The organism is Nitrospirota bacterium, from assembly GCA_030684575.1.
GTDB lineage: Bacteria > Nitrospirota > Nitrospiria > Nitrospirales > Nitrospiraceae > Palsa-1315.
Map to the genome: position 1 here is coordinate 506,535 of JAUXVD010000008.1, position 25,741 is coordinate 532,275.

At 59.0% G+C, this 25,741-nt stretch carries 21 protein-coding genes; 13 read left to right on the forward strand and 8 right to left on the reverse strand.

Annotated features, from left to right (window positions below; all coding sequences use genetic code 11):
• The first annotated feature begins 17 nt into the window (after positions 1–17).
• The gene (locus Q8N00_05615; protein MDP2382264.1) at positions 18–632 is read left to right on the forward strand and encodes a response regulator; all 615 of its coding nucleotides are present in this window, start codon (positions 18–20) and stop codon (positions 630–632) included.
• Positions 633–677: 45 nt separating this feature from the next.
• On the opposite strand, the gene Q8N00_05620 is transcribed toward Q8N00_05615, so the two are convergent.
• Positions 678–2,528, reverse strand: a complete 1,851-nt coding sequence (locus Q8N00_05620) for an ABC-F family ATP-binding cassette domain-containing protein (GenBank protein ID MDP2382265.1) — start codon at positions 2,526–2,528, stop codon at positions 678–680.
• 259 nt (positions 2,529–2,787) lie between these two features.
• Here Q8N00_05620 and Q8N00_05625 point away from each other — a divergent pair, with 259 nt between their 5' ends.
• The 7 genes from Q8N00_05625 (at position 2,788) to Q8N00_05655 (ending at position 12,844) form a co-directional block, all read left to right on the forward strand.
• The gene (locus tag Q8N00_05625) at positions 2,788–3,159 is read left to right on the forward strand and encodes a hypothetical protein (GenBank protein MDP2382266.1); all 372 of its coding nucleotides are present in this window, start codon (positions 2,788–2,790) and stop codon (positions 3,157–3,159) included.
• 150 nt (positions 3,160–3,309) lie between these two features.
• The gene (locus Q8N00_05630; protein ID MDP2382267.1) at positions 3,310–4,626 is read left to right on the forward strand and encodes a TolC family protein; all 1,317 of its coding nucleotides are present in this window, start codon (positions 3,310–3,312) and stop codon (positions 4,624–4,626) included.
• A complete protein-coding gene (locus Q8N00_05635) occupies positions 4,623–6,359 on the forward strand; it encodes an efflux RND transporter periplasmic adaptor subunit (GenBank protein ID MDP2382268.1) in 1,737 nt (578 codons plus the stop codon). Before Q8N00_05630 ends, Q8N00_05635 begins: the two co-directional genes overlap by 4 nt.
• 6 nt (positions 6,360–6,365) lie before the next feature.
• On the forward strand, positions 6,366–9,491 hold the full coding sequence (locus Q8N00_05640) for a CusA/CzcA family heavy metal efflux RND transporter (protein MDP2382269.1): 3,126 nt from the start codon (positions 6,366–6,368) through the stop codon (positions 9,489–9,491).
• 72 nt (positions 9,492–9,563) lie between these two features.
• A complete protein-coding gene (locus tag Q8N00_05645) occupies positions 9,564–9,980 on the forward strand; it encodes a hypothetical protein (protein ID MDP2382270.1) in 417 nt (138 codons plus the stop codon).
• A 60-nt stretch (positions 9,981–10,040) separates the two neighbouring features.
• A complete protein-coding gene (locus Q8N00_05650; GenBank protein ID MDP2382271.1) occupies positions 10,041–11,903 on the forward strand; it encodes a copper resistance system multicopper oxidase in 1,863 nt (620 codons plus the stop codon).
• Positions 11,900–12,844 carry a copper resistance protein B gene (locus Q8N00_05655; GenBank protein ID MDP2382272.1) on the forward strand — a complete coding sequence of 315 codons (945 nt, stop codon included), beginning with the start codon at positions 11,900–11,902 and terminating at the stop codon, positions 12,842–12,844. The genes Q8N00_05650 and Q8N00_05655 overlap by 4 nt, the downstream gene beginning before the upstream one ends.
• 229 nt (positions 12,845–13,073) lie before the next feature.
• Here the strand turns inward: Q8N00_05655 and Q8N00_05660 are convergent, their stop codons facing one another.
• Both Q8N00_05660 and Q8N00_05665 read right to left on the reverse strand, forming a co-directional pair.
• The gene (locus tag Q8N00_05660) at positions 13,074–13,754 is read right to left on the reverse strand and encodes an FKBP-type peptidyl-prolyl cis-trans isomerase (GenBank protein ID MDP2382273.1); all 681 of its coding nucleotides are present in this window, start codon (positions 13,752–13,754) and stop codon (positions 13,074–13,076) included.
• Between the two features lie 263 nt (positions 13,755–14,017).
• Entirely contained in the window at positions 14,018–14,503 is a 486-nt protein-coding gene (locus Q8N00_05665; GenBank protein ID MDP2382274.1) for a hypothetical protein, read from the reverse strand.
• Between the two features lie 122 nt (positions 14,504–14,625).
• Here Q8N00_05665 and Q8N00_05670 point away from each other — a divergent pair, with 122 nt between their 5' ends.
• Complete coding sequence (locus Q8N00_05670; GenBank protein ID MDP2382275.1) at positions 14,626–16,041, forward strand: sodium:solute symporter family protein; 1,416 nt, start codon at positions 14,626–14,628, stop codon at positions 16,039–16,041.
• A gap of 16 nt (positions 16,042–16,057) precedes the next feature.
• On the opposite strand, the gene Q8N00_05675 is transcribed toward Q8N00_05670, so the two are convergent.
• Both Q8N00_05675 and Q8N00_05680 read right to left on the reverse strand, forming a co-directional pair.
• Positions 16,058–16,420 (reverse strand): response regulator, encoded by a 363-nt coding sequence (locus Q8N00_05675; GenBank protein MDP2382276.1) that lies wholly within the window; start codon positions 16,418–16,420, stop codon positions 16,058–16,060.
• An 82-nt stretch (positions 16,421–16,502) separates the two neighbouring features.
• On the reverse strand, positions 16,503–16,748 hold the full coding sequence (locus Q8N00_05680) for a hypothetical protein (GenBank protein ID MDP2382277.1): 246 nt from the start codon (positions 16,746–16,748) through the stop codon (positions 16,503–16,505).
• A gap of 322 nt (positions 16,749–17,070) precedes the next feature.
• Between Q8N00_05680 and Q8N00_05685 the strand changes: the two genes are divergently transcribed.
• From Q8N00_05685 to Q8N00_05700, 4 genes are all read left to right on the forward strand, one after another.
• Entirely contained in the window at positions 17,071–17,376 is a 306-nt protein-coding gene (locus tag Q8N00_05685) for an acid-shock protein (GenBank protein ID MDP2382278.1), read from the forward strand.
• A 257-nt stretch (positions 17,377–17,633) separates the two neighbouring features.
• Positions 17,634–19,931, forward strand: coding sequence for a PBP1A family penicillin-binding protein (locus Q8N00_05690; GenBank protein ID MDP2382279.1), 2,298 nt, complete (start codon positions 17,634–17,636; stop codon positions 19,929–19,931).
• Between the two features lie 62 nt (positions 19,932–19,993).
• Complete coding sequence (locus Q8N00_05695; protein ID MDP2382280.1) at positions 19,994–20,449, forward strand: polymer-forming cytoskeletal protein; 456 nt, start codon at positions 19,994–19,996, stop codon at positions 20,447–20,449.
• A gap of 33 nt (positions 20,450–20,482) precedes the next feature.
• On the forward strand, positions 20,483–21,580 hold the full coding sequence (locus Q8N00_05700) for an AI-2E family transporter (protein ID MDP2382281.1): 1,098 nt from the start codon (positions 20,483–20,485) through the stop codon (positions 21,578–21,580).
• Positions 21,581–21,616: 36 nt separating this feature from the next.
• On the opposite strand, the gene Q8N00_05705 is transcribed toward Q8N00_05700, so the two are convergent.
• Genes Q8N00_05705 through Q8N00_05715 form a run of 3 tightly spaced genes read right to left on the reverse strand, consistent with a single transcriptional unit; the run spans position 21,617 to position 25,730 of the window.
• Positions 21,617–22,207 (reverse strand): DUF3365 domain-containing protein, encoded by a 591-nt coding sequence (locus tag Q8N00_05705; protein MDP2382282.1) that lies wholly within the window; start codon positions 22,205–22,207, stop codon positions 21,617–21,619.
• The gene (locus Q8N00_05710; GenBank protein ID MDP2382283.1) at positions 22,159–24,684 is read right to left on the reverse strand and encodes an ATP-binding protein; all 2,526 of its coding nucleotides are present in this window, start codon (positions 24,682–24,684) and stop codon (positions 22,159–22,161) included. Before Q8N00_05710 ends, Q8N00_05705 begins: the two co-directional genes overlap by 49 nt.
• Positions 24,681–25,730, reverse strand: coding sequence for an ATP-binding protein (locus Q8N00_05715; GenBank protein MDP2382284.1), 1,050 nt, complete (start codon positions 25,728–25,730; stop codon positions 24,681–24,683). The genes Q8N00_05710 and Q8N00_05715 overlap by 4 nt, the downstream gene beginning before the upstream one ends.
• Positions 25,731–25,741 lie beyond the last annotated feature (11 nt).

A 25,741-nucleotide genomic window follows, 5' to 3' on the forward strand; every position in this document is an offset into this window, starting at 1 on the left:
GACAAGGAGATGCCGCGATGAGTATTCTGATCGTCGATGATTTTGAAGAGCAGCGCGACATGTTGGCGGCCACGCTACAGGCCGCGGGGTATCGATCGTTGTTGTTTGCAGAGTCGGCTGCCGAGGCGTTGCAGTATTTGGGCATCGGTGCCGATGGCCGTTCCTCCGAGCGAGTCGACGTCGTGCTGATGGATCTCTTGATGCCCGATATGGATGGGTTGGAGGCCTGCCGGCGCATCAGGTCGGAAGAGCGCTTGGAACATCTGCCGGTCATCGTGGTGACGGCAAAAACTGACGGGTCTGATCTGACGGCAGCCTATACGGCCGGTGCGACGGATTACATCAGAAAACCGGTGATTCCCGCAGAGTTGGTGGCGCGTGTCTCGATGGCGATGACCTTGAAGGAGGAATACGACAACCGGGATGAACGCGAGCGCGAACTCGATGCCAAGACGAAGGAGTTGGGCCGGACGGTGCAAGAACTGAAAACGCTTCGAGGGACCCTCTGCCTTTGCGCGAAGTGCAAACGAGTCCGGACGAGCGGCGGGCTCTGGCTCCGACTTGAGGACTATTTGGAAGAAAAACTCAACGCCAAGATTACGTCGGGAGTCTGCACTCGCTGCGGAGGATAACGCGTTGATCTGGTCGATCTGGTTCGACCAGACCAATCATCGGTATTAGGCCTGGGGCTGGCCAGCCGACTCCGTCTGTTTTCCTTCGAGCTCAGTCCAGCGTGCATAGAGCCGTTCTGCAGCTGTCTTTGCGGCGTCCAGCGCGGTGGATCGTTCTTGCAGCGCCGCGGCATTGGAGGCGATGGCGGGATCTTCCACGGCGGCCTGACAGGTGGCAATGGTCTCTTCGGCCTGGAGAATCCTCTGCTCCATCTTCGCCCATTCCTTTTGTTCCCGATAGGACAGACCTGTCTTTTTGGCTTTCGGTGTCGCGTCCGACTCGGCGCGGGAGGCTTTGGATGGCCGTGACGTTGCCGCACGACTCTGTTCTTCCCTCATGCGCTCTTGCGCAGATTCCCATTGTGCATAGTCGGCGAACCATTCGGTCTGGCCTGTGCCGTCCAGTGCGAGCAGCATGGTGGAGACACGGTCTAAGAGCCATCGGTCGTGGGTTACCAGCATCAAGGCGCCCGGAAATTCAACCAGACTGTCTTCCAATACATCCAGCGTCGGAATATCCAAGTCGTTCGTCGGTTCGTCGAGGATCAAGAGGTCGGCCGGCTGGAGCATCAGCCTGGCGATGAGCAGCCGCGCCTGTTCGCCTCCGGAGAGGCGGGAGACCGGGAGATCCAACTGTTCCGCCCGGAAGAGAAATCGTTTGGCCCAGGAGACGAGATGCACCTCGCGGTCTTGATACACCACCGAGTCGCCATGCGGGGCGAGGGCTCGCCGGAGCGAGGAGGATTGATCCAGCGATTCACGGTGTTGTTCAAACGTGACGACGCGCAGCTTGTCCGCGCGGGTGACGGTGCCTGCATCCGGCTGCATGGTACCCGCCACCAGTTTCAGCAGCGTGCTCTTTCCGCTTCCGTTCGGTCCCAGCAACCCGATCCGCTGGCCCGGTCCGAGCAGCAGGTCGAGATTCGTGACGATCGGCTTCCCACCGAGCGATTTGCAGAGTTGTGTGGCTTCAACCAACTGTTTCGATCTGCGTCCCGAAGAGGTGAAGTTGATGCCGGCCGTGCCTTGGTCTTTTCTGGCGTCGGCGCTGTTCAGTTCCTCGATCAAACGCCCGGCTGAGTCGATGCGGGATTTGGCTTTCGTCGTGCGGGCTTTGGGACCGCGGCGGAGCCACTCCACTTCGCGCCGGACTCGATTGGCCAACGACGCTTCATAGTTGGCTTGTGCGTGGAGTGCGGCATCCCGCTGCTCCAGGAAGTCGCTGTAGTTGCCTTTGGCCTCGAACGCCCCGTTGGGGTAGCTGCGATTGATCTCGATCATCCGCGACGTCACGGCTTCCAGGAAACGCCGATCGTGGCTGACCACGAGAAAGGCGCGGGCTTCGGCCCGTAACAAGCGTTCCAGCCAGAGGATCCCTTCGACATCGAGATGGTTGGTCGGTTCGTCCATCAGGAGCACATCGGGCTCCAGCATGAGCGAGCGGACGATGGCGAGGCGTTTCTTCCATCCTCCTGAGAGTGAGGCGGTGGCCTGGTCGGCTGAGGGAAACTCTCCCAGACTGAGGGCCGCGGACGTGCGGCCGCTATGTTCATGGGGGTCCAGCCCTTCGTCGATCAGAACCTGTGCGAGCACTTCTTCGATCGTATGGGCTCCGTCAAATAACGGTTCTTGCGGCACATAGCCGATGCGGAGTTGCCTGCGCATCGATCTGGTGCCCTCATCCGGTTCTTCGAGTCCTGCCATGATCTTGAGCAAGGTCGATTTGCCTGAGCCGTTGGGCCCGACCAACCCGACATGATCGCCTTCGGCTAGCCCGACCGAGAGATCGGAGAACAGCGGTTTCACGCCGTAAGTTTTGCTGATGGACTGGCAGCTCAAGAGAATTATTGGTGGCATAGCTCTAGTGTCCGATATGGATAAATCAACTGATCGGCTGAATGGACGATCGGGCAGGACTATTCAGGCCAGGCTGGATCGCGAAGATAACAGTGTACGGGGTAAACGGTAGAACTACAAGGGGGGCTAGGAGAGGGCGGGTGAGATGATATCCTGTGGCGGTGCGGGCGCAGATCTAAAATGTCTTCGACGGCTGTCCTCGACCGCATATTGCGGTGCTCCTGTTGACGGCCGATAGGGAGAGGGATAAAGTATTGCCATGCAGCGACAATCCCCTCACGTCCGTTCGGTCCTGGTCTGCTCACTCGTCGTGCTCTTTTTCGCGCTGAGTTTCAATGCCTATGCCTGCCTCCTGCCGGTGAATGGCGCCCCGGCTGCCACAATGGGCAACGGCTGTTCGACTCCGGACGAACAGCCGGTCTATCAGTTCTGCGACGCGTTTAAAACGCTTGGTGTGCAATCTGTCGACAAGTCCCATTTCAGCAGTGACTGTCAGCCGATCTGTTCCGAAGATACCGCCTCATTAGCGCTGCTCGTCACCCATCGCCTACAGAGCAGCCGCTTGTTCGACCATCCCATAGCCGGGCTGTCCCGGGATCTCCTGCTCGAGATTTCCGTACTTCGCATCTGATCCTTTCCGTTCATCCCTCGTCATCGTTCCTCTGTCATTACGCGCGCCGCTCGACGCTATGCGTCAGCCCAACGGCTCTGTTCCCGTGGTTTCCTACGACCGGAGCGCTGGCAGGCATTGAGCATGCGGGAATTCTGGGAGGCTATTGATATGAGCCGGAATAGACGACGTCATTGTATGGCGGTCGCGTTGGGGCTGTTCATGTGCTTCAGCGGCGGGCTGTCGGGGGCAGAGGAATCCGATTCCGGACTGCGCAACCGGCTGCTGTTGCCGGAATTGATCCGGGAGGCCCTGGCGAGGAATCCCGAGCTGGTGGCGGCACGGAAGCAATGGGAAGCCGCGACACATCGGATTGCGCAGGTGCAGTCATTGGATGACCCGACCCTGTCGGTACAATTATGGAATGTTCCACAGAGCGTGAACGTCACGCAGACGCAGAACAGTATTTTCGGTCTTTCGCAGAATCTCCCGTTTCCCGGCAAGCTGGCGCTCAAGGGCGATGTGGCGAGCCGTGCGGCCGATATGAGCGAGCAGGCAGTGCGTGCCAAGGAACGGGAGCTGACCGCCCGCCTCAAACAGATCTATTACGATTTGTTTCTCGTGCAGAAAGCGGTCCAACTCCATCGTGAACAGGTCGAGTTGCTCAGGCAGTTCGTGGATATTGCGAACGCAAAGTTTCGAGCGGGCAAGGGAAGCCAGGCCGATGTCTTTAAGGCCCAAGTTGAACTGTCCCTGCTTCACCAGCAGCTCCCGGTCCTCGACCAGCGTCGCGAGACTGCCGAAGCGATGCTGAACACCCTTCTGGATCGAGACCCAGCCTCACCGTTGGGCCTCCCTCAAGAGCCCTCTCAGGGGCCGTTGGGCAAGACGGTCGAGGATCTGCAGCGTCTCGCGCTGAACGACAGACCGGAGCTGAAAGCCGCCGAACTGGCGGTGCAGCGAAACGAGCAGTCCCACGCGCTGGCCCAACGTCAGTACTATCCGGACTTCAATATCGCGGTTCAGCGGTTCCAGAACTTTCAGGCCAATGACGGATTCGGCGCCTACATGGCGATGAGCATCCCGTTCGCGTTCTGGACCAAGCCGAAGTACGACGCGGGCGTGCAGGAAGCCGCGGCTGCGGTCTCGTCCGCGCGGGCGCAGCACCATACCCTGGAGAACCTGACTCGTTTTCAGATCAACGATCTCCTGGCCAAGCTCAGGGCTGCCGATCAGGTCGCTACGTTGTATCGCACCACGATTTTGCCGCAGGCAGGGCAGAGTCTGGAGGCGGCGCAGACGGGATATCGTACGGGGAAGGCAGGATTTCAGGACCTGATTGAAGCGCAGCGGGCCCGGCGCACCTATCAGCTTGAATATTTCAAGGCCCTCGTGGACCAGCAACATCGACTGGCTGAGCTTGAGCAGGTCGTGGGGGGCGATCTCGACAGCAGAGTTCATGCAGACCAGCAGGAGGAACGCTCATGAACCGACACCCATTCAAAAGCAGTTTTGTGGTTGGGATGGCGGCGATCGGTGTGATCGCTGGAATCGCCGTTGGTTTCTTCATCGCCCACAAGATGATGGGCGATAGGGGAGGCATGACCATGGGAACAGGGGGCATCTCGGCGCCTCCTGGGCGGGCAGGTGAGATGGGCGAGATGAAGCGTCCGTCCGTGAACGAAAGAGACATACAGGGCATCGATGAGAGCGGGCGAGGCATGGAAGGCATGTCGGGTATGCCCATCGCTCCGTCCGGGGCTGTGGCGATTCCGGCAGTCATGAGGCAGCTGATCGGAGTGCGGAGCGCCCCGGTGGCCTTCGCAACGTTGGAACAGGACATTCGCGCGGTCGGGACTGTCGGCTATGACGAACGGGGGCTTTCGCAGGTCTCAGTGAAAGTCTCCGGCTGGGTCCGCGACGTCTTCGTCAATTCGATCGGTCAACCGGTACACAAAGGCGCCCCCCTCTTTACTCTCTACTCGCCGGACCTCCTGGCCACGCAGGACGAGTATCTCCTCGCCGTGAGGGCGCAGGACCAACTGGCCGCCAGCCCGCTTGCGGACGTCAAAACAAACGCAGCCTCCCTCGTGGCGAGTTCGCGAGCACGTCTGCAACTGTGGGATGTGACCGATCGGCAAATGGGAGCGCTGGCACGTCGAGGTACTGCGGAGCCGTTGCTCACGGTCTATGCCCCGTCCTCCGGGATTGTCCTGAAGCGGGAAGCCTTGCCCGGGAAATATGTGGAGCCGGGCACGACGCTCTATGAAGTGGCGGACCTCTCCACGGTGTGGGTCTCTGTCGATGTCTATGAATACGAGATGGCCGCAGTGAAGATCAATCAGCCTGCCTCGGTCACGTTTGCGGCCTATCCAGGGGAAAGGTTTCAGGGCACGGTGGCCTACATCTACCCGACGCTGAATAGCGAGGCGCGCACGGTGCGGGTGCGTCTGGAGTTGGCCAATCCCGGGCTGAAACTGAAACCCGGCATGTACGGCAATGTGACCGTGCAGACCGAAGTGGTAAGGACATTGGCCGTGCCCAAGGAAGCGGTGCTGGAGACGGGGCTCCGCCAACTGGTCTTCTTGGATCGGGGCCAAGGCCGGTATGAGCCGGCTGCGGTCAAGCTGGGTCGTCGAAGTCAGGACTCGGTCGAAGTGCTGAAAGGACTCAAAGAAGGGGATCGGATCGTGACCTCAGCCAACTTTTTGTTGGACGCGGAAAGCAAGTTGGCATCGGCCTCGAGCATGCAGGCCATGATGGGCCGGATCGGTATGGGCGATTGGCAGATGCGCGGGGCCCATGAGGGCAAGATGGAAGGGATGGATGGCATGCAGGGGATGGGAGGCATGCCGGGCATGGAAATGGGGAGCAACAACGCCATGACAGGGGGTGAGGCCCGTCAGGTAAACGGGCTCATGCTCTCTCTCACGACGGTGACGGAACGACCCAAAGCCGGTGACGTGTTCCTGAGACTCAAGGTGGCGGATCCGGTCGGCAAACCGGTGACGGATGCACAAGTCGTGTTCGTCTATACCATGCCCATGCCGGGGATGACCGATTCCAGGACGACGGCTCGCCACACGAAGGACGGGCTCTACGAAGGGAAGGTGTTGTTCGGCATGGGGGGCGTCTGGATCGTGACTGTCAATCTGTCTATACCGGGACGACCGCCTATTGCCGAGCAGTTTCAGTTCTCGGTCGCCGCGGGAGGCCTGTAATCCATCATGATCGCGCGACTCATTGAAGGAAGCGCCCGGAATCCCGTCCTGGTCCTCCTGTGTGTCTTGATGCTGACAGCCTGGGGAGGCTGGGCGGTCTTCCAGGTTCCACTGGATGCAATTCCGGATCTGTCCGATGTCCAGGTGATCATCTACACCGAATGGCAGGGCAGGAGCCCGACGCTCATTGAAGACCAGATTACCTATCCGGTCGTGACCTCTCTGCTCGCCGGGCCGAGAGTCAAACGAGTGCGTGGGGTCTCGGAATACGGAGTGTCCTATGTCTATGTCATCTTCGAAGACCGGACAGACTTGTACTGGGCGCGGAGTCGCGTGCTGGAATATCTTCAGAAGCTGACCGGCAAGCTGCCGCCCGGCGTCACGCCGACGTTGGGGCCCGACGCGACGGGTGTCGGCTGGGTCTACCAGTATGCCTTGGTGGACGAGTCCGGCAGGCACGACCTCGCTCAACTCCGCAGTCTGCAGGATTGGTCTCTGCGCTACCAATTGGAAAGTGTGCCTGGTGTGGCAGAGGTGGCGGCCATCGGCGGGTTCGTCAAGCAATATCAAATCGAAGTGGACCCGAATACGTTGGCGGCCTACCGATTGCCGATCAAGACGATCATTGAGGCAGTCAGGAACAGCAATGCGGAGGTGAGCGGCCGCGTCTTGGAAATGGCCGGGACGGAATATGTGATTCGGGGCCGAGGCTACCTGCGCTCGGTTGAGGATATTGAGCTGATCCCGGTCGGGACGGATGGCCGCGGCACGGCCATCCTGATTCGGGACATTGCCCATGTCCAAGTCGGGCCGGATCAGCGTCGGGGGATCGCCGAATTGGACGGCAAGGGCCAGACGGTGGGCGGCATCGTCATCATGCGAGCCGGCGAGAACGCCCTCACCGTGATCGAGCGGGTCAAAGCGCGGATACAAGAGATCACACCGGCGTTGCCCCAAGGCGTACGCATCGTACCGACTTACGATCGGTCTGATCTCATTCACCGGGCCATGGCGGTGCTCCGTGAAAAACTGGTGGAAGAAAGCATAATTGTCAGTCTGGTCGCGGTGGTCTTTCTGTTTCATCTCCGCAGTGCATTGGTGGCCATCATTATTTTGCCCGTGGCCGTGCTGCTGGCCTTTATTCCGATGGCCTACATGAAGATTACGTCCAACATCATGTCGCTCGGAGGCATTGCCATTGCCATCGGCGCGATGGTCGATGCCACCATTGTGATGGTGGAGAACGCGCATAAACGGCTAGAGCAAAATCCGCTGGCCAATCGGACCGATACCATTATTATCGCGGCCAAAGAAGTCGGCCGTCCCTTGTTTTTCTCGCTGTTGGTGATTGCCGTGTCATTTTTGCCGATTTTTGCCTTGGAAGCTCAGGAGGGCCGACTGTTTACGCCCTTGGCCTACACCAAGACATTCGCGATGCTTTCAGCCACTGCGCTTTCGGTGACATTGGTTCCGGTGCTGATGGTGATCCTTATCCGTGGCCGGATCCGGGAGGAAGCCAGGAATCCGTTGAGCCGGCTCCTGATCGCCCTCTATCGACCCATCCTTTCCGGCGCGTTACGTGTCAGGTGGTTGACGCTGGTATTGGCGATCGCGGCGGTGGTGATCACGGTCCCGATATTCACGAGACTCGGTGCTGAATTCATGCCGCCGCTGAACGAGGGGACCATCCTCTACATGCCGACCACGGTGCCCGGCCTTTCAATTCCCGAAGCGACGAAGGTGCTGCAGGTTCAGGACCAATTGCTCATGACATTCCCGGAAGTGGAACGGGTGTTCGGGAAAATGGGGAAGGCTTCGACTGCGACCGATCCGGCCTTTGTGGGAATGGCAGAGATTACGGTCACCCTCAAACCCGAAGTGCAATGGCGCCCCGGCATGACCTGGGATCGTTTACTGGATGACATGGATGAGAAGCTCCGGATCCCGGGCTTCCCGAATATCTGGTGGATGCCGATTCAAACTCGCACGGAAATGATTACGACCGGCGTCCGGAGTCCGGTCGGCATCAAAGTCCTGGGACCGGATCTGAAAATCATTGAGAGAATCGGATTGGAGATCGAACAGGTCTTGGCAGGCGTGCCAGGCACCAAGAGCGCATTCGCGGAACGGCTCAACGAAGGCTATTACCTGGATGTGATCATCAATCGGCGCGAAGCGGCTCGGTATGGCTTGACGACGGGAGATGTGCAGGCGGTCATCACCTCGGCCATCGGTGGAGAAACCGTCACGACGACGGTCGAGGGGCGGGAGCGATATCCGGTCAATGTCCGCTACAAACGTGAACTGCGCGATGACCCAGACCGGCTCAAACGGGTATTGATTCCCACGGCAAGCGGGGCCCAGATCCCGCTCGGACAAATTGCGGAGATGGTGATCACACAGGGACCGCCTTCGATCACTGATGAAGCGGGAGCGCTGGCCGGTCTGGTGTCGGTCGCGGTCAGTGGGCGAGACCTGCGAAGCTACGTCCGGGACGCTCAGCGAGCGGTTCAGGATCGGGTCACATTGCCTCCCGGATACCGCCTCATCTGGACGGGTCAATACGAACATTTGGTTCGAGCAGAAGCACGCTTAATGCTGGTCGTTCCCGTGACGCTTGCCCTGATTCTGTTGCTCCTCTACCTCAATTTCCGATCCCTCGTGAAATCGCTGATTGTCCTGCTGTCGGTCCCCTTCGCCGCGATCGGAGCCATCTGGTATCTTGACTATTTGGGATACAACCTGAGCGTGGCCGTGTGGGTAGGCCTGATTGCCTTGGCCGGCGTGGCGGCGGAGACGGGGGTCGTGATGCTGGTCTATCTCGATGAAGCCTATGAGCGACGAATGCGTGAAGGGGGCATGACGACGGCCCAGGACCTGCGCGAGGCCATCATGGAAGGCGCGGTCCAGCGGGTGCGGCCCAAGATGATGACCGCGGCGGCGATCATGGGAGGATTGCTTCCGATCATGTGGACGACAGGGACCGGCGCGGATGTGATGAAACGGATTGCAGCCCCCATGGTTGGGGGCATGGTCAGTTCGACCATTCTCACTCTGGTGGTCATTCCGGTCCTCTATGCCTTATGGCGAGGCGTCCAGCTTCGTTCCACGAATTCGAGCCCTGAAACGTAGAGATTTTTGGTAGTAGGATGGACAGCGATTCAGACGAAGCGATGCACATAATCAATGACGGAGGAGCGTGAAATGAGAGGGAAGGAGGTGCTCGCGATCTTGACACTGGTCGGAGCGATGGTAGGCCCAGGATGTCAGTCGACGGCCAAGCGGACGGTGTTAACCGCGCCAGCTCACACGGACGTCGCTGCCGCGCGGCACCATGAAGAGGGAATTCACGCGTATCGACAGCAACAGTGGGAAAGTGCGAAACACCATTTTGAGGCGGCGATCGCTGTGTCCTCCGAGTTCGCCGAAGCCCACTACAATCTAGGGATGACGCTATATCGACTCAACGCAATGCAAGAGGGCGACATCCATTTCATTGCGGCGGCGAATTTGGCGCCAGGTAACAAGGTCATTTGGGATGCGCCTCCTCTACGGGGTGTGACGATTCCGGAGAAGGAAGTTTCAGGAGTGTCGTCGGATGGTCACAGGCACAGCCACTAGGTGAGAGAATGGAACGGTCGATTCATTGAAGCGCTCCAACCCAATTCAGGAAAGCACAGCATGACTTCAGCCCGTATCTCCAGACGATTCCTGTTGAAGCGCGCGGCGGCGTTGGGGCTGCTCGCCGCGGTGGACCGCCTCCTTCCTTCCTATGCCTGGGCTCGCGCGCCGCATAGTGCGGCGCAACTTTCTCCTCTAAGCGGTGACCTCATCGATCTGATCATCGCCGAAGCTCCATTTCACCTCGACGGGCGAACTGGAATGGCCATGACGATCAATGGGACCGTACCGGGTCCCGTGATTCGCCTGAAGGAAGGTCAGCAGGCGACTATGCGAGTCACAAATCGTTTACAAGAAGACACGTCGATCCACTGGCACGGAATACTGCTTCCCCCCGACATGGATGGGGTGCCCGGCGTGAGTTACGCCGGCATCAAGCCGGGCTCGACCTTTACCTATCGGTTCCCGATCACACAGAGCGGCACCTACTGGTTTCATAGCCATTCAGGAGGTCAGGAACTCAGGGGGATGTATGCGCCGCTGATCATCGATCCCCTTGAACCGGAGCCGTTTCGCTACGAGCGTGACTACGTGATCATGCTCTCGGATTGGAGTTTCGAATTGCCCGAAGGCCTGTTCGACAAACTCAAAAAGCAGTCGAACTACTACAACTTCCAAAAGCGTACGGCGGGTGAGTTCTTGACAGATGTGAAGCGCATGGGGCTCTGGACGGCGATACAGAACTACTTGATGTGGGATCAGATGCGGATGGACCCCACCGACTTCGCGGATGTCACGGCGAATACATTTACCTATTTGATGAACGGTCGAACTCCCGCCGGTAACTGGACGGGGCTATTTCGTCCGGGAGAACGGGTGCGCCTGCGGTTCATCGCCGCAGCCTCGATGACTATGTATGACGTGCGCATCCCGGGTTTGAAGATGACGGTGGTGCAAGTCGATGGGCAGAACATCCAACCCGTCGCCGTGGACGAGTTCCGCATCGGAGTGGCGGAAACCTATGACGTGATCGTTGAACCGACGGAGGATCGCGCCTACACCATCTTCGCTGAGACGATGGATCGCAGCGGTTACGCACGGGGCACGCTTGCCGTGCGAGCAGGCATGACAGGGGAAATTCCTGATCGTCGTCCCAGACCGCTCCGTACGATGGAGGACATGGGTATGAGCATGGAAGGCATGACCAGTTCCCATGGCGGAATGAAAATACCCGGCATGGACCCGTCCGGCAGCATGCCCATGATGAGCCCCTCTGGCGATGCTTCAGCCGGGAAGCACCTGCACCACAATCCTGGAACTCCGCCTATGCAGGGCATGCATGAAATCCAGGATACGAGTGCAGGCGATCATCGCCACGTGACTCCGCCCGCTATCGAACCAGTCAAGCATGGCCCCGACGATCATGGCCCCGGCAATCAAACGGTAGCCGAGTATTCGCAGAGCCGGATGGGGGAACCGGGGAGAGGGCTCGGAGGCAGCGACCGGAGGGTGCTGCTCTATACCGATTTGAAAAGTCTTGCCCCCTACCCCGACCAACGTGAGCCGGAGCGTGAAATAGAACTCCACCTCACGGGCCACATGGAGCGTTATATGTGGTCCTTCGATGGCAAGAAGTATTCGGAATCCCGGGAGCCGATTCACTTCCGATACGGCGAGCGGCTGCGGTTGACCTTTCTGAACGACACGATGATGGAACATCCGCTGCATCTACATGGGATGTGGATGCACTTGGAAAACGGCGCAGGCGAGTACCTGCCGCGCAAGCATACCGTGATCGTGAAACCGGCGGAGCGGCTGTCCGTCGTGGTCAGTGCGGATGCGCCGGGCCGTTGGGCGTTTCATTGTCACCTCCTGTTTCACATGGAGGCGGGGATGTTCCGCGTCGTCGAGGTATCAGCATGACCGGACCTGCTCTTCCCGTCCGATTGTCTGCGGGCTTCCTCGCGACTGTTCTGATCGGCATATTCGGCCAGGCCGTCGTAGTAAGGGGCGTCGAGGCGCAATCTTTGTCCGGTCCCTCCCTTAACATTACTCGGCCGGAAAGGACCGATGCCGCCGCGTCACGGGCTGCATACGGATTCACTATGACGAGTGAATCGCCGGGGAGCCATGGCTCTCACGAGCCGGATGGGACGCGACCGAATGTCTTGCCGCAAGGGGACTGGCCTCCTCCCGTCAACGATCAGGAGCATCGTCTCTTCACGCTCGTCGATGTCCTCGAATACCGGCCAAGCACAGCGGGAGGGAAAAGCACAAGTGACTCCCGGTGGGACGTTGAAGGCTGGTACGGCGGGGATTACAACCGACTCTGGTTCAAAAGCGAAGGGCAGCGCAATACGGCCTTCAAGGCAGATTACGATGTGGACCTGCAGCTCCTGTATGGGCGGTTCATCCAGAAGTATTACGATTTTCAGATCGGTCCGCGCGTCGAGACTCAGACGTTTCGTGGCCGCAACGTGACCCGTGGGCTCGGCGTAATCGGAGTCCAGGGCCTCGTGCCGTACAGCTATGAATTCGAATCGGCTCTATTCATCGATCAAAACGGGGCGGTGTCCGCACGTCTTTCGTTTACCAAGGATATGTTGCTGACGCAACGATTGATCCTCCAGACCCGCTTCGAGACCAACGCTGCCATACAACGAGTTGAGGCGTTCACGACCGGATCGGGTCTCAATAATCTGGAATTTGGGTTTCGCCTTCGCTATGAAGTCCGGCGTGAGTTTGCGCCTTATGTGGGGGTCTCTCTGGACAGGAGTTTTGGTGAAACCGCCACGTTTGTGCGCCGGCAGGGTGGAGACTCAAGCCAGGCCCGGTTTGTCGTGGGAGTGCGGGCGTGGTTTTGAGCCTACAGGGCAGATGGCGCAATGAACATTTTAATGGGAAGGCAGGACATCCGAAGTCTGTGCTCCGGTCCTGTTGGCCTGGCCGATGGAATGAGAGCCGGTCATCACTCGGATCGTCATTCCTATCCAGACCATGGTTGCAATTGCTGGATTACGGGTTCGGGATTTCCTGATTCGAGAGCGAGCAGGGTAGTGCCCTGCTCGCCCTCGTGGGGGAGATAGTACGAATCTACTTGGCTGCGACGATTTCGAGGAGTTCGACTTCGAACACCAGCGTCGAGCCTGGCTTGATCGTGGGGGGCGCGCCTTTGTCGCCGTAGGCGAGGGCCGACGGGCAGGTCAGCTTGCTCTTGCCGCCGACTTTCATCATTTGTACGCCTTCCGTCCAGCATTTGATGACTTGGTTCAGTCCGAACGTGGCCGGTTCGCCCCGCTTGACGGAACTATCGAAGACCGTCCCGTCGGTCAGCGTGCCATGGTAGTGCACCTTGACCGTATCCGTGGCTTTCGGGCTCGCGCCTTTGCCTTCCTTGATGGTCATGAGGATTGCACCGGATTCGGTTTTCTTGGCGCCATGCTCTGCGGCGGCTTTCGTGAGGAACGTGGCTCCCGCTTTCTTTTCCGCCTCTGCGACGACCGATGCGCGGGCCTGTTGCAATTGTTGAATCTTGGGTCCGAAGGTCTGAAGTTCTACTTTGGGCGTCTTTTTGAAGACCCCATCGGAGATGCCGGACTTCACGAGATCAAGCTCCGATTCGGTCAGGCTGAAGGCGCTAAGCGATTGGCTGATGGCCAATCCCAGGGCATAGAGGGTTTTTTGTTCATCATTCGTGGGTTCCGGAGTTGCCGCGAATGCCGCACCGGTTCCAAGGCTGAGTAGGGCGACCAAACAGGAGACGACGAAGCGCATGAGCGATCCTTTCTTTGTATGTGACGGCGATGGACCTGATATCGCAAGTCCCGAAGCGTTGTAGAGTATGCGATGTGAGAGCCGGGCTCAAGACAATTATGCCTAACAGGGTGCTGAAACAATTCTCCAGCTTCGTTCTCAGCTCATTGAAATCCTCACGGGTACGCCTCCGGTTTCGACTCGCCTGCGGCCTTGCTGGGCGAACTGTTTGAGCACCCTGTGCGCTACATTCAAGAAAACGAATCGGTCGTAGTGCCTCCTCGCTACCAGCGGTGGCCACGGTGATGTCCATAATAGCGGGGGCCGAAGATGTAGGGAGGATAGTAGTAGGGTTGTCCGTAGATCCAGGGGCGTCCTAGATAGAGGCCGAGTCCCACAGGCGGATAGGTATAGAGGGGAGGAGCCACTTGCACGATGGTGGGTGCTTGGGCCAGTGGCTGTTGTGCTGCTGCTCCGGCGGAGGCTTGGCGATCCATTTGTGACTTGAGTTGATTGACGGTATCTTGCTGGGCTTGCACGCGTGCTTGAAGCGCGGCGATCTGGTCGCGCTGCGACTCGACGAAGGCCGCCAAACAACGGGTATGGGCGTCGCCGGTATAGTTCGAACATTCCCACGGTGACTGCGACTCGCCCGCCTGGGCTGGCAGCGAAGCCAGCAACATGCCGATCCCCAGTACGCCGCCGAGAAGCCCTGGCCAAGGTCTGGTTGTTGTTCTCGCGGAATGTTGACGGATTGCATAATCGTTCATGGCGCCCTCCTGGTAGCAACTCGTTTTAGCCTAACATGCGTTTGCCTGCTGTGCCACTCCTCCGTTGCACCCTTGTCGACGCCTCGCTAGAATCCGCTTACAAGGATGCCCAAGCCGTTCCTATGATTCTTGGATTCGTCATTCTCTATCTGTTGCTGTCGGTCGGGATTGGGCTGGTTGCCGCCAGGCGGGTCCATACCACGAAAGATTTTGCGGTCGCTGGACGGAGTCTTCCGCTGCCGATTGTGACGGCGACGGTCTTCGCGACGTGGTTCGGCGCAGAAGCGGTGCTCGGGATTTCTGCCACGTTCGTGAAAGAGGGGTTGCGTGGCGTCGTCGCCGATCCATTCGGGTCGAGCATGTGCCTGATTCTCGCCGGACTCTTCTTCGCCCCTCGTCTCTATCGACTCAATCTGCTGACCGTCGGCGATTACTATCGAGTTCGCTATGACCGCAGCATTGAAGTCCTCTGCACCCTCTGCGTCGTCGCGTCGTACCTGGGCTGGGTCGCAGCCCAATTCAAGGTGTTGGGGTTGGTGTTTAATGTGGTCACCGATGGCGGGGTCAGCCAGTCGGCCGGCATGGTGATCGGCGCCGCGATCGTGTTGATCTACACGACATTCGGTGGGATGTTTTCCGTGGCGATCCTGGACTTTGTGCAAATCTCCGTGATCATGGGAGGGCTGCTCTATATCGCGTCTATCGTGAGCGGCTTGGCGGGGGGAGTGGGCACGGTCATCGACCATGCAGCGGCTGCCGGCAAGTTAGATCTTTTCCCTCCCGCCACGTTCTCGGCTTGGATTCCGTTCATCGGGGCCTGGATGACGATGATGTTGGGGTCGATCCCGCAACAAGATGTCTTCCAGCGCATTACCTCCGCGAAGGACGAACGGACGGCCGTGAGGGGGGCGCTGTTGGGCGGCATGCTCTACTTTCTCTTCTGTTTTGTTCCGATGTTTTTGGCCTATGCGGCGACATTGGTGGACCCGGTGAAGTTCGGTCTGCTGTTGGAACAGGATTCGCAATTGGTCTTGCCGACGCTGATCGTGCAGCACACACCGATGGTGGCTCAGGTTCTGTTCTTCGGCGCCGTCCTTTCCGCGGTCATGAGTTGTTCGAGCGCCACGTTGCTGGCGCCGTCGGTGGCCTTGAGCGAGAACGTCATCAAGCCGATGTTGTCGCCATTGAACGATTCAGCATTTCTTCGTCTGATGCGCGTGGTGTTGGTGGGGTTTGCCGTGACGGTCTTGGCGATCGCCCTCTGGTCGGACGCCAGTATCTACAAGATGGTGGTGAATACCTATAAGGTGACGCTGGTGGCGGCGTTCATTCCTCTGTTCGCGGGGCTCTATTGGAAACGAGCCACGACTCAGGGTGCGCGTTGGGCCATTGTGGCTGGCCTCACGAGCTGGCTGGCACTCGAAGGCTTCAGTTCGCCGACTGCCATATGGCCGCCGCAACTTGTCGGTTTTCTGGCCGCGGGGGCCGGCATGATCGCAGGATCGCTGTGGCCGTCGCAGTCCTCTGGCGCAAGGTAAGCAAGTTGGGCCTCTGTTACTGGGCCAATGTGATGCGGACGAGACGACGGACATCTTCAACGGTGAAGGGTTTTTGGATGACGTGCCGTGCGCCGAAGAGTTGGGCGATGTCCAGAAGACTTCGGGCATCTGTCGCACCGCTCATGGCAATGACATGCGCCTCCATGAACTCACGCGTCAGCGCGAGTGTGACCTCTATTCCATCCCGTTTCGGCATCAGGATGTCGGTAATCATCAGATCGGTCGGGTCTTGGCGATACAACTTGAGGCCGATCTGCCCATTGGCCGCTTCGCGGACCTCATGGCCGTCTTCCTCCAGAATGCGGCACAAGAATGTTCGAATGGTTGCGTCATCGTCAACAATCAGGATTGTAGCCATGTGCCTCCCGGCCAGAGTTGGATGATGTCGTTGAGACATTTCGTGGGACTGTTCCCTTGAAGAAGCCCGTTTCGCAGGCTGTTTAGGCTGCCTGCATGACGAACGACTCAGCTCCCAGATGGACATCTTCGCCTTGGTAATCTTGTTCGTCGTGCGAGTGTATGGACGTAGGCTTCCGTCGCGACAGGTGATACTGCTGAACGGGGGATTCCTGGATCTGCCCGCAATTCATGCAGCGATACCCGTCCATCCACATGCGTCCGGTCGCTCCTTCGAACACCAAGAGCTGATCCTTTGCCATGAGACTGTAACAGCGTGAGCAATGCATGGTGCCCTCCTCGGTTGTCGTCCAGGAACTCGTACCCGCTGTGAAAAGGATAGCGGAATCCCCGGAGGGCGGTAGACCCGGAGGAAGTAACTCGGAAGGGGGGGGAAGCACGGTTAAAATATTCAGCCCAGCAATCTGGGGGCTGAAGGGGGAATATGTCGAGGTTTGTCTGCCGGCCTTTTCATCGGCTACGGCGCATTGTGATCCTGCCTGACGCAGAGATGATGGTGAGTCTTGGCAATGCTCCGATTTCCCATTATGATAGCGCGGATTTTTCGGTGAAACGGTTCCCTTTATTTAACGTCCCAAGGAGGTGTCTTCGATGAAACAGGTGATCTTGTCTGCCACGGCTCTACTGGTCGCCCTTGGTTTTGGCGCATCGACCTTTGCGCAGGAGACCGCTCCTGTGCCAGCTCCGACTGCGCCAGCAGCGTCCACTGCTCCGGCGTCCGGGGAGATGAAGGCGGAAGGCAGCCCGAAGACGGATCGTGCGGCGAAGAAGGCCGAACGTAAAGCCGCGAAGGAACGGCACAAAGCAGAACGCAAAGCGGAGAGAGCAAAGCGCAAGGCCGAGAAGAAAGCCGCCAAGGAAGCGCCTAGCGCAGGCGGCGACATGAGCAAGCCCTAAAGGACTTGTCGTATTAGCCTACAGAGGGGGGAGACGGAGGCGAGCGTTTCCGTCTCCCTGATCCGTAGCGCTCTCGTGTTCAGCCCCACTCCGTCACAGCCTCCGTCGTGCCTCTGCAACATTTATGTCTGCCCCTCTTTGCCAGGTACCCGTGGGGTGGACTATCCAATGTTGACGAGATCGGTCTTGCCTCGTGACAGGGGCGTTTCGCATCCTCGTGAACGATCGCGTATGCTGTCCGGAAAGGAGTGCGTCTCATGGCGATTGTTCATCCATGGATGAAGCGGGGAGCGGGGGCATTGCTGCTGTTGGTCGCAAGCGGCCTGGCCGGACTCGCGATCTATGGTGCGATCCTCTCAATGAGTCTTGCCCTGCCGAAGAGCGACGAGCATCCGCCGCTGCGTCTGTACAGCGGCCCCTTTCTGTTGCAACCAGATCTCTCGCTGGCGCATAGCCATCTGTTTGAACGGCTGCAACGGTTGGGGTATCGGCGAGTGAGCGTGCCGGTGCAGTCTTCCGGCGACTATCAGCTGACCGATGAGGCGCTGACGGTCTACCTCCATCCGCAGCCGGAGGGCCATGTCGGCGCGACGAAGGTGATGTTGCTGTTAGAGCAAGGGCGCGTGACGGATGTCCGGTCTCCCGTCGATGGCGCTCCGCTCTTTCCCATCTTTCTGGAGCCTGAACTGTTGAGCGGCGTGCGAGGTGCCTCACGTCAGGTGCGCGAATGGATTCCGTTGGCGCAGATTCCTCCTCACGTGATCGCCACGGTTCTGACCATCGAAGATGGCCGGTTCTATTCTCACTTCGGCATCGATCCGGTAGCCGTGGGACGGGCGCTTTGGACCAATGTCACCAAGGGTGGTGTGGTGCAGGGCGGCAGCACGATCACGCAGCAACTGGCGAAAAATTTGTTCTACTCGCCGCAACGAACGATGGGACGGAAATTCAAAGAAGCCTTGGCCGCCCTGATTCTCGAAGCGAAGTATACGAAACAGGAGATTCTCGAAAGTTACCTGAATGAAATCTATCTCGGGCAGGCGGGATTCCTGTCGATCTACGGGGTGGGCGAGGCCGCGTATCGCTATTTCGGGAAGACGCTGGGGGAATTAACGGTCGAAGAGATTGCGATGATCGCCGCCTTGATCAAGGGGCCCAATAGTTATGCGCCGACGAAACATCCTGAGCTCGCGAAGCAGCGGCGCGATGTTGTGTTGCGGCGGCTGCGGGATACGGGTGTGCTGACGGAAGCCACCTGGACGCGCGCCGTCAATGAACCGGTGCGTGTGACTCCATCAGAAGACCTGTTGACCGATGCGCCGTATTTCGTCGACGCGGTGCTGCGGGAAGTGGAAGAGGCCGGTGTCGTGCCGTTGCCGGAGGGTTTGCGGATCGACAGCACCCTCGATCCCATGGTTCAACAGGCAGCCAGTGAATCGTTGGAGAAGAGCCTCGCGAAGTTAGAGGCGGCGCATCCCCATCTCACGAGTGGGCTGGAGCCGGTGCAAGGGGCGGTGGTGGTGCTCGATCCGAAGAACGGGTCTGTCCTGGCGCTGGTTGGAGGGCGGGATTACAGGCGGAGTCAATTCAATCGTGCGGTGCAGTCACGGCGGCAACCGGGATCGCTCTTCAAGCCCTTTGTCTATCTGGCGGCGCTGGAGGCCGCTCGTGAAGGCGAGGCAGGCCGTCTGACGGCGGCGAGTTTGTTGGCGGACGAGCCGGTGACGTTTGACTCGGAGACTGGTCCCTGGTCTCCGCAGAACTACGACAAACAATTTCATGGCCATGTCACCATGCGGCATGCGCTGGAACAGTCGTTGAATGTGCCGGCCGTGCGTGTGGCCAAGACCGTGGGGACGAAGCCGATCGTGCAACTCTTGCATCGCATGGGCGTAAAGAGCGCCATTGGCGAGGATCTTTCGTCGGTTGCGTTGGGCAGTTCGTCGGTGTCGTTGCTGGAAATTGCGGCGGCCTATGGGGCGGTGGCCAACGGAGGGATCGCGGTGAAACCGACGGCGGTTCGTACGACGAGGGATCGGCAGGGCGATATGCTGTGGAATGCCGTGCCGAATCGGCAACAGGCGACCACTCCTCAAGGGGCCTATGTGTTGACGTCTCTCCTCGAAGGCGTGATGCAGCGGGGCACGGCGAGTAAGGCTCGGGTGATCGGATTGCAGGGTGCGGTGGCTGGAAAAACCGGCACCACGGACGGCTATCGCGACGCCTGGTTCGTGGGCTACACGTCCGACGTGGTGATCGGAGTCTGGGTGGGATTCGACGATGAACGGCCGCTGCGTCTCACGGGATCGCAGGCGGCGTTGCCGATCTGGATGGAGCTTGCACAGCGGGTGATCCCGCCGAATGTTCCCGCCTTCGTGATGCCCGCCGGTGTCGTGGCCCGCACCATAGATCCGAAGACCGGGCAGTTGGCCACGTCTCAGTGCCCGGAGCAGGTGCCGGAGGTGTTCATCGAGGGCACGGAGCCTAGCGTCTATTGTGAAGTGCATGGAGGAGGAATCTGGGAGCGGCTCCGGCATACTTTTGGATTCTCCTAGGCCGCGCTGAGACGAATGGTGTAAGCTTGCGTGAATGATGGCGTGTGAAGGGGGAATCACGGATGAAACATAGTGGCTTTGCCGGAGATGACAACATTACCCTGTTGGCCAAAGGGGTCTTGCTGAAGGGCGAGATCCATGTCGATGGGACGGTGCGGATCGATGGCCGCCTCGACGGCGTGATTCAGACCAAGGGGCAAGTCATTATCGGCGAAGACGGACTCGTGCAGGGCATGATTACGGCCGGCACGGTGATCAGCAGTGGTCGCATCAAAGCCAAGGTGACGGCGATGGAGCGTGTGCAGTTGCTGAAGACGGCGACGCTGATCGGTGAAGTCCATACGCCATTGTTCATCATGGAAGAAGGCGCTAAGATGCAAGGGATCACGGATATGGGAGTGACCTCCTGGCCTGAGGAGCAACCGAAGTTGCCGGGCAGCGTCCGGGATCTCTCCGCGCACCGGGCTAAGCAGGTGGTGGTGCTCGATAAAGATTCCCGAGGCGAAGCGCTCCGATAGGACTTCCGGTTCTCTCCTGTTCATAGCCAACCCATGACGAAGCCGCAGCTCTTCACCACCGTATTTTTCGCATTCTTCTCACTGCTCCTCTATCAGATTGCCCTGATGTTTCAGCCGTTTCTTTTCCCCGTATTGTGGGCGGTGATTCTCGCGCACATGACCTTTCCGCTTCATGTGCGGCTGACCGCTCGCATGAGCGGACGCGATGCCCTGTCAGCCTCGTGCCTGACTCTGGGTATCTTAGCCATGGTGGTCGTGCCGGTATTGCTGATGGCGGTGATGCTGGTGCGAGAAGCGGTCGGCGCAGAGCTGGCGGTGCAGAACTGGATCGAAGCCGGTGGGGTCCAACATGTGCCGGAGCAGCTCTCGAAGTTGCCGGTGATCGGAGGCGCACTCCAGGGTCTGATCGGACGGTATCTTCTGCAGCCGGACGCGTTAGAGGCGTTGGTTCGGTCGAGTGCGCAAGTGGTCTCCAAGTTCTTTATCGATCAATTAAGCGACCTGCTCAAAAACGCCTTTGTCCTACTCACCGATTTTCTCATCATCCTATTTACGCTCTGGTTTCTGTACAAGGATGGTCACCGCTGGCTCCAGTTTCTCTACGAGCTCGTTCCGCTCGGGGAAGCGCAAAAACAGAAAATTTTCGCGCGAATGGATATTACGATTCGCGCCGTCGTGAAGGGTGTACTCCTGACCGCCATCGTTCAAGGCCTGTTGGCCGGTGCCGCCTATGCCGTGCTGGGCGCTCCTTTTGCCGTGGTGCTGACCGCGCTCACGATCCTTCTCGCGCCGATCCCGTTCGGTGGCACGGCCTTCGTATGGGGCCCTGTTGTGCTGTATTTTCTCACGGTCGGATCGATGGGGAAGGCGCTGGTGATGCTGATCTGGGGAATTGGCGTGGTATCGACTGTCGATCAGTTTCTGCGACCCTGGCTCATCGGACAGGGCGTCCAGATGCCAGTGCTGTTTCTCGTCTTTAGCATTCTCGGGGGTCTTGCGCTCTATGGTCTGATCGGGCTGTTCGTGGGGCCGATCCTCATGAGCATTCTGATGACGGTGATTGCCATCTACCGCGAGGATTATCACGCCCCGGTTCCCGTTGTCTCGCCGAATCCCCCCGCGCCGGTATAATGCTAGCCCCTAGCCATTGGCCTCTCGCCACCGCCGTTATTCCAGCGGAATGGTGATCGCAATCCCACCCATGACGTCGTTGAGCTTAAAATCCCGTTTCGTACTGAGCTGATGGCTGTTGTGGCAGTTGATACAGGCCGGTGACACGGCGACGTCCGGATAGATGGCCTGAAAAAACTGCTTACGCCCGCTGGTGACGATTCCCGTCACTGGTTGGTCGGGATTCTTCTTGAGCGACTCCAGCGCGCTCCGCTCCAGGTCGCTCGCCGGCGCATTGCGGCGGTAAATAGGCCAGAGACTGATCAATCGATACCGGATTCCGCTTCCGCTCTCGGCTGCCAGTTTGCCAGCATGTTGGAGGAACTGGGCCGGCAACATGAGCGCGTTCTCCTGCTCCCAATGTTCAGAGGCCGTGGTGACACCTTTCTCTTGAAGTCGATTGACGACCTCCGTCGTGTAGATCGTGCGATCGGCCTTGATGACGGCGTAGAGATACGCCGCCACTTTTTCAGGCGGGATGCCGGGTGGTCCCGGGCGTTCTTTGGCAGAGAAGGCAGAGGGGCCCCACCATCCAGCGATTAAGATGGTGAGGGCTGCGGCATAGAGCGAGACGTGGGCTCGGTGCATGAGGCCTCCTGTGGGGGTGGCGAAAGCGGGATGACCGGGAGGGTGACGATGCAGGAGGTGCCGTTTCCCTCCTGGCTCTCAATCCTGATGTCCCCTCCAAATTTCTTGATGATCCGGCGCGCGACGGTGAGGCCAAGCCCGGACCCGTCGCCTTGTCCCTTGGTCGTAAAGAACGGATCGAAAATTTTCGACAGATGTTGTTTCGGAATGCCGGGGCCTGAATCGACAATTGTGGTCACCACGGATGTACCGGTCGGGACCGTCGTGAGGCGCAGGGAGCCACGGCCCTTCATGGCCTGGATGGCATTCATCAATAAATTTGCGAAGGCCTGTCTGAGTTGGTCGGGGAGGGCGATCACCGTGGTGTCTCCTGCGTAGGTTTTCTCGATCGTGAGTCCTGATAGGTCCATGCTGCCTGTGAGTGTCGCGATGGCCTGATCGAGTTCTCGTTCGAGGTGGACCGGTTGCCGTTGGTCCGATGTTTCGCGGGTGGCGACGCCGGTGAAGTCTCGAATGATCGTCGCCATTCGGCGGCCATGCTGGACGATATCGCGGGCATACGATCTGACACGTTCGAGGTCGGTTTCGTCTTCGATAGCCTCTCCCAGCCCGAGAATGCCGAAGAGGGGATTATTCAATTCATGCCCGATTCCAGCGGTAAGGGTTCCGAGACTGCCAGATTTCTCGGCTTGGATGAGCTGGTCTTGCAGGCGGCTGTCGTCAGTCGTATCCCTGAAGACCAGGCCGATCCGATCCTCCCCCTGGTCCCCCCCCGCCATGCGGAACCATTGATAGTGATACCGTCGTGAACCAATCTGAATGTCCTGCCGGCTACTGGGGTCTGCTGCGCCGATCGCGGGGGCCAATGGGTCACGGGCGCGGTTGACGTCCACGGCCTCTTTCGTTTGGGATGCAATGGCGGCGACATCCTCTCCGCTTCGCACACGTCTGAGTTCTGTTCGCAGGTGCTCGCGCACCGCCGCATCGACGGGGAGGATCTCGAACAACGGAGTCGAGTGAGTCGATTCCAGTATGGACTGAAAAGAATCCCGTCCGACCCGATTGATGTATTGCACCTGTTCGTCTTGATTGACCATGATGATCGGGGTCGGGACGGCATCCAGGATCTGGTCCGTCGAGTGAATCAAGGACTCCACTTGTTGGGTTTTCCTCGCCACTTGGTCGGCCAGGCCTGCAAAGGCCGCTTCCAATTGGCGATGCATACGATTGAATTCGTCGGCGAGATCCTGAATCTCATCGCCGGTTCGAATGTCGATGGGCTCCAACAGCTGACCGCGCCCGATCAATTGTGCGGCGGCCTGTAATCGGCGCACGGGTGTGACGATTCGATTGGCTGCCAGGTAGCCGAGCGATGCCATTAATCCGACTGAGACGAGACTGAAGACGGCCATCCAGGTGAGCAAGTGGCGGATCGGGGCGAAGAGTTCGTCGGAGGCTTGCCACACGAAGGTATGCCAGGATCCGTTGTGGAGATCGCCGTTGGTGGCACGGCTGGTTTCCGGCACCGGGGCGAACCCGATAATCGATCGGGATTGTCCGCCATGGCCATCGCTCGGAGCACTGACCCAGCCAGGCTGAAGGGGCGTGACGAGGGGGATGAGCTGTACGTCGGAGAGCGAGACGCCGGTCGGCAGGATGGGACAGCTGATGACGATGCCACGATAGTCGATCAGCATCACATGTCCGGTTTTGCCGAAGCGAATCGGCGCGATCGATGGCGAGAGAAATTCCTTGGCATCGATGACGCGATGGATCACCCCGATTGCTCCATACCGTATGCGGTCCATGATGGGAAGCGAGATGGTGATGACATAAGTCTGGGCTCGTTCGTCGAAGTGCACATCCTCGATGAAGAGTTGCCCGACTCCGTGATGGAAGGCGCCGTTCCACCAGACCGTGTCTTTATTGGCAAAGGGAGGGTTCGTGGTCATCGCGGTAACCAGATTGCCCTCGATGTCGGTGACATACAGCATCTTGGTGGCGGATCGGACCACTTGCGGGATCAGTTGGTCTGCGTCACTCTTGGCTCCCGAGAAATATTCCTGAAGGAGGCGGGCCAAGTTGCTTCCCGTGATGGCCTGGACAGCCACGGGATCTTTGGTCTCCCAGTCCTCCTTGCGCTTCGCCACCGTGCGGCGGCGTTCATCGTCGGTCATGTCCTGGAGGGCATCGCGCCGTTGTTCCAGTTCACGGATAATCAACGGGTCAGCCGCAATTCGTGACGTTCGTGCCACTTCGTCAGATACCAATAAATCGATTTTTCTGGCCGACTCCTCCGCCAGGGCCTTGAAGCTTTCGCCGTTGACCGTCTGGATCTCGCGTGAGCCCTGCCAAAAGGCGAGGCCGAGACCCACCATGAGAGGAACGACGCCCACCAGCAACATGGAGAGAATCAGTTTGAGTTGGAGCCCCCATCTCGAGTCGGTGCGCGCTGGAGGGGCCGCGGGAGTCATCATAGACCTCCCTCTCCGGCCGATTGGGCATGGGGGAAGGTCAGGGTAAAGGTGCTTCCCTGATCGACCTTGCTCTCGACCGTGATCTGGCCATGCATTTTGCTGACGATGGTGTTGACGTTATAGAGTCCCAGACCCGTGCCTTTACCCGGAGCCTTCGTCGTGAAAAACGGCTCGAAGATCTCGGGGATTTTCTCCGGAGCGATGCCACAGCCTGTATCGGAGATTCGAATATCGACCTGTCCGCCGAGGACTCTGGTCTCGAGCGTCAACGTGCCGCCCGCCTGCTCCATGGCATGAACCGCATTCGTGATCAGGTTGACGAAGAGATGGAGGAGCTCATCCGGATTCCCTTTGACGGCGGCGCCGGGCTGGTATTGTTTGAGCATCTCGATGTCGTGAAAGCTCGATGCATACCGTGCGATCTTCAGCGCCTCGTCCAATTTTGCGTTGATCGATACCGATATGTCTTCATGCGGGGATGCGCGTCGTGAGTAGCGGGTGAGATCCCGACAGATGGCACTCGTCCGTTTGACGGCTTCAACAATGTCTAACGCCTGTTCGTGGACCGCAGCCAAGTCGCGTTCCTCTGCGAGGTTTTCTGCTAAGCCCAAAATGAGTTGCAAGGGGTTGTTGATATCATGCGCGATGCCCGCGGCGAATGAGCCGATTCCGGCAAGCTTCTCGGCTTGAAGAAGTTCGGCTTCGAGCTTGGATTCATGTTGAATCATTTTCCACAGCAGGCGGGAGGCCGATCCGCTCAGGATATCTGCGGTCGGAGGTTTATGGGCCTTCAGATAGGTCTCCATCTCTGGATTGCCCGTGACATCCATAATCAGCTGTACGCCGTGGTTGTCGATCAAGTCCCGCACAGTGGTGGTCACGGGGATGTGGAGCATACGCGCGCGTTGCAGCCCTGGCGCAGAGGGGTCACGGTCTGTAATGCCGACGATCTCAATCGAGGGGAGCTGGTGCAGCAGATCTAACAACGCGCGGCCGCCGCGACCTGCCCCCAAAATGGCGACCTTGGTGGGGTCGGAATATTCCATTCAAGCGGTCT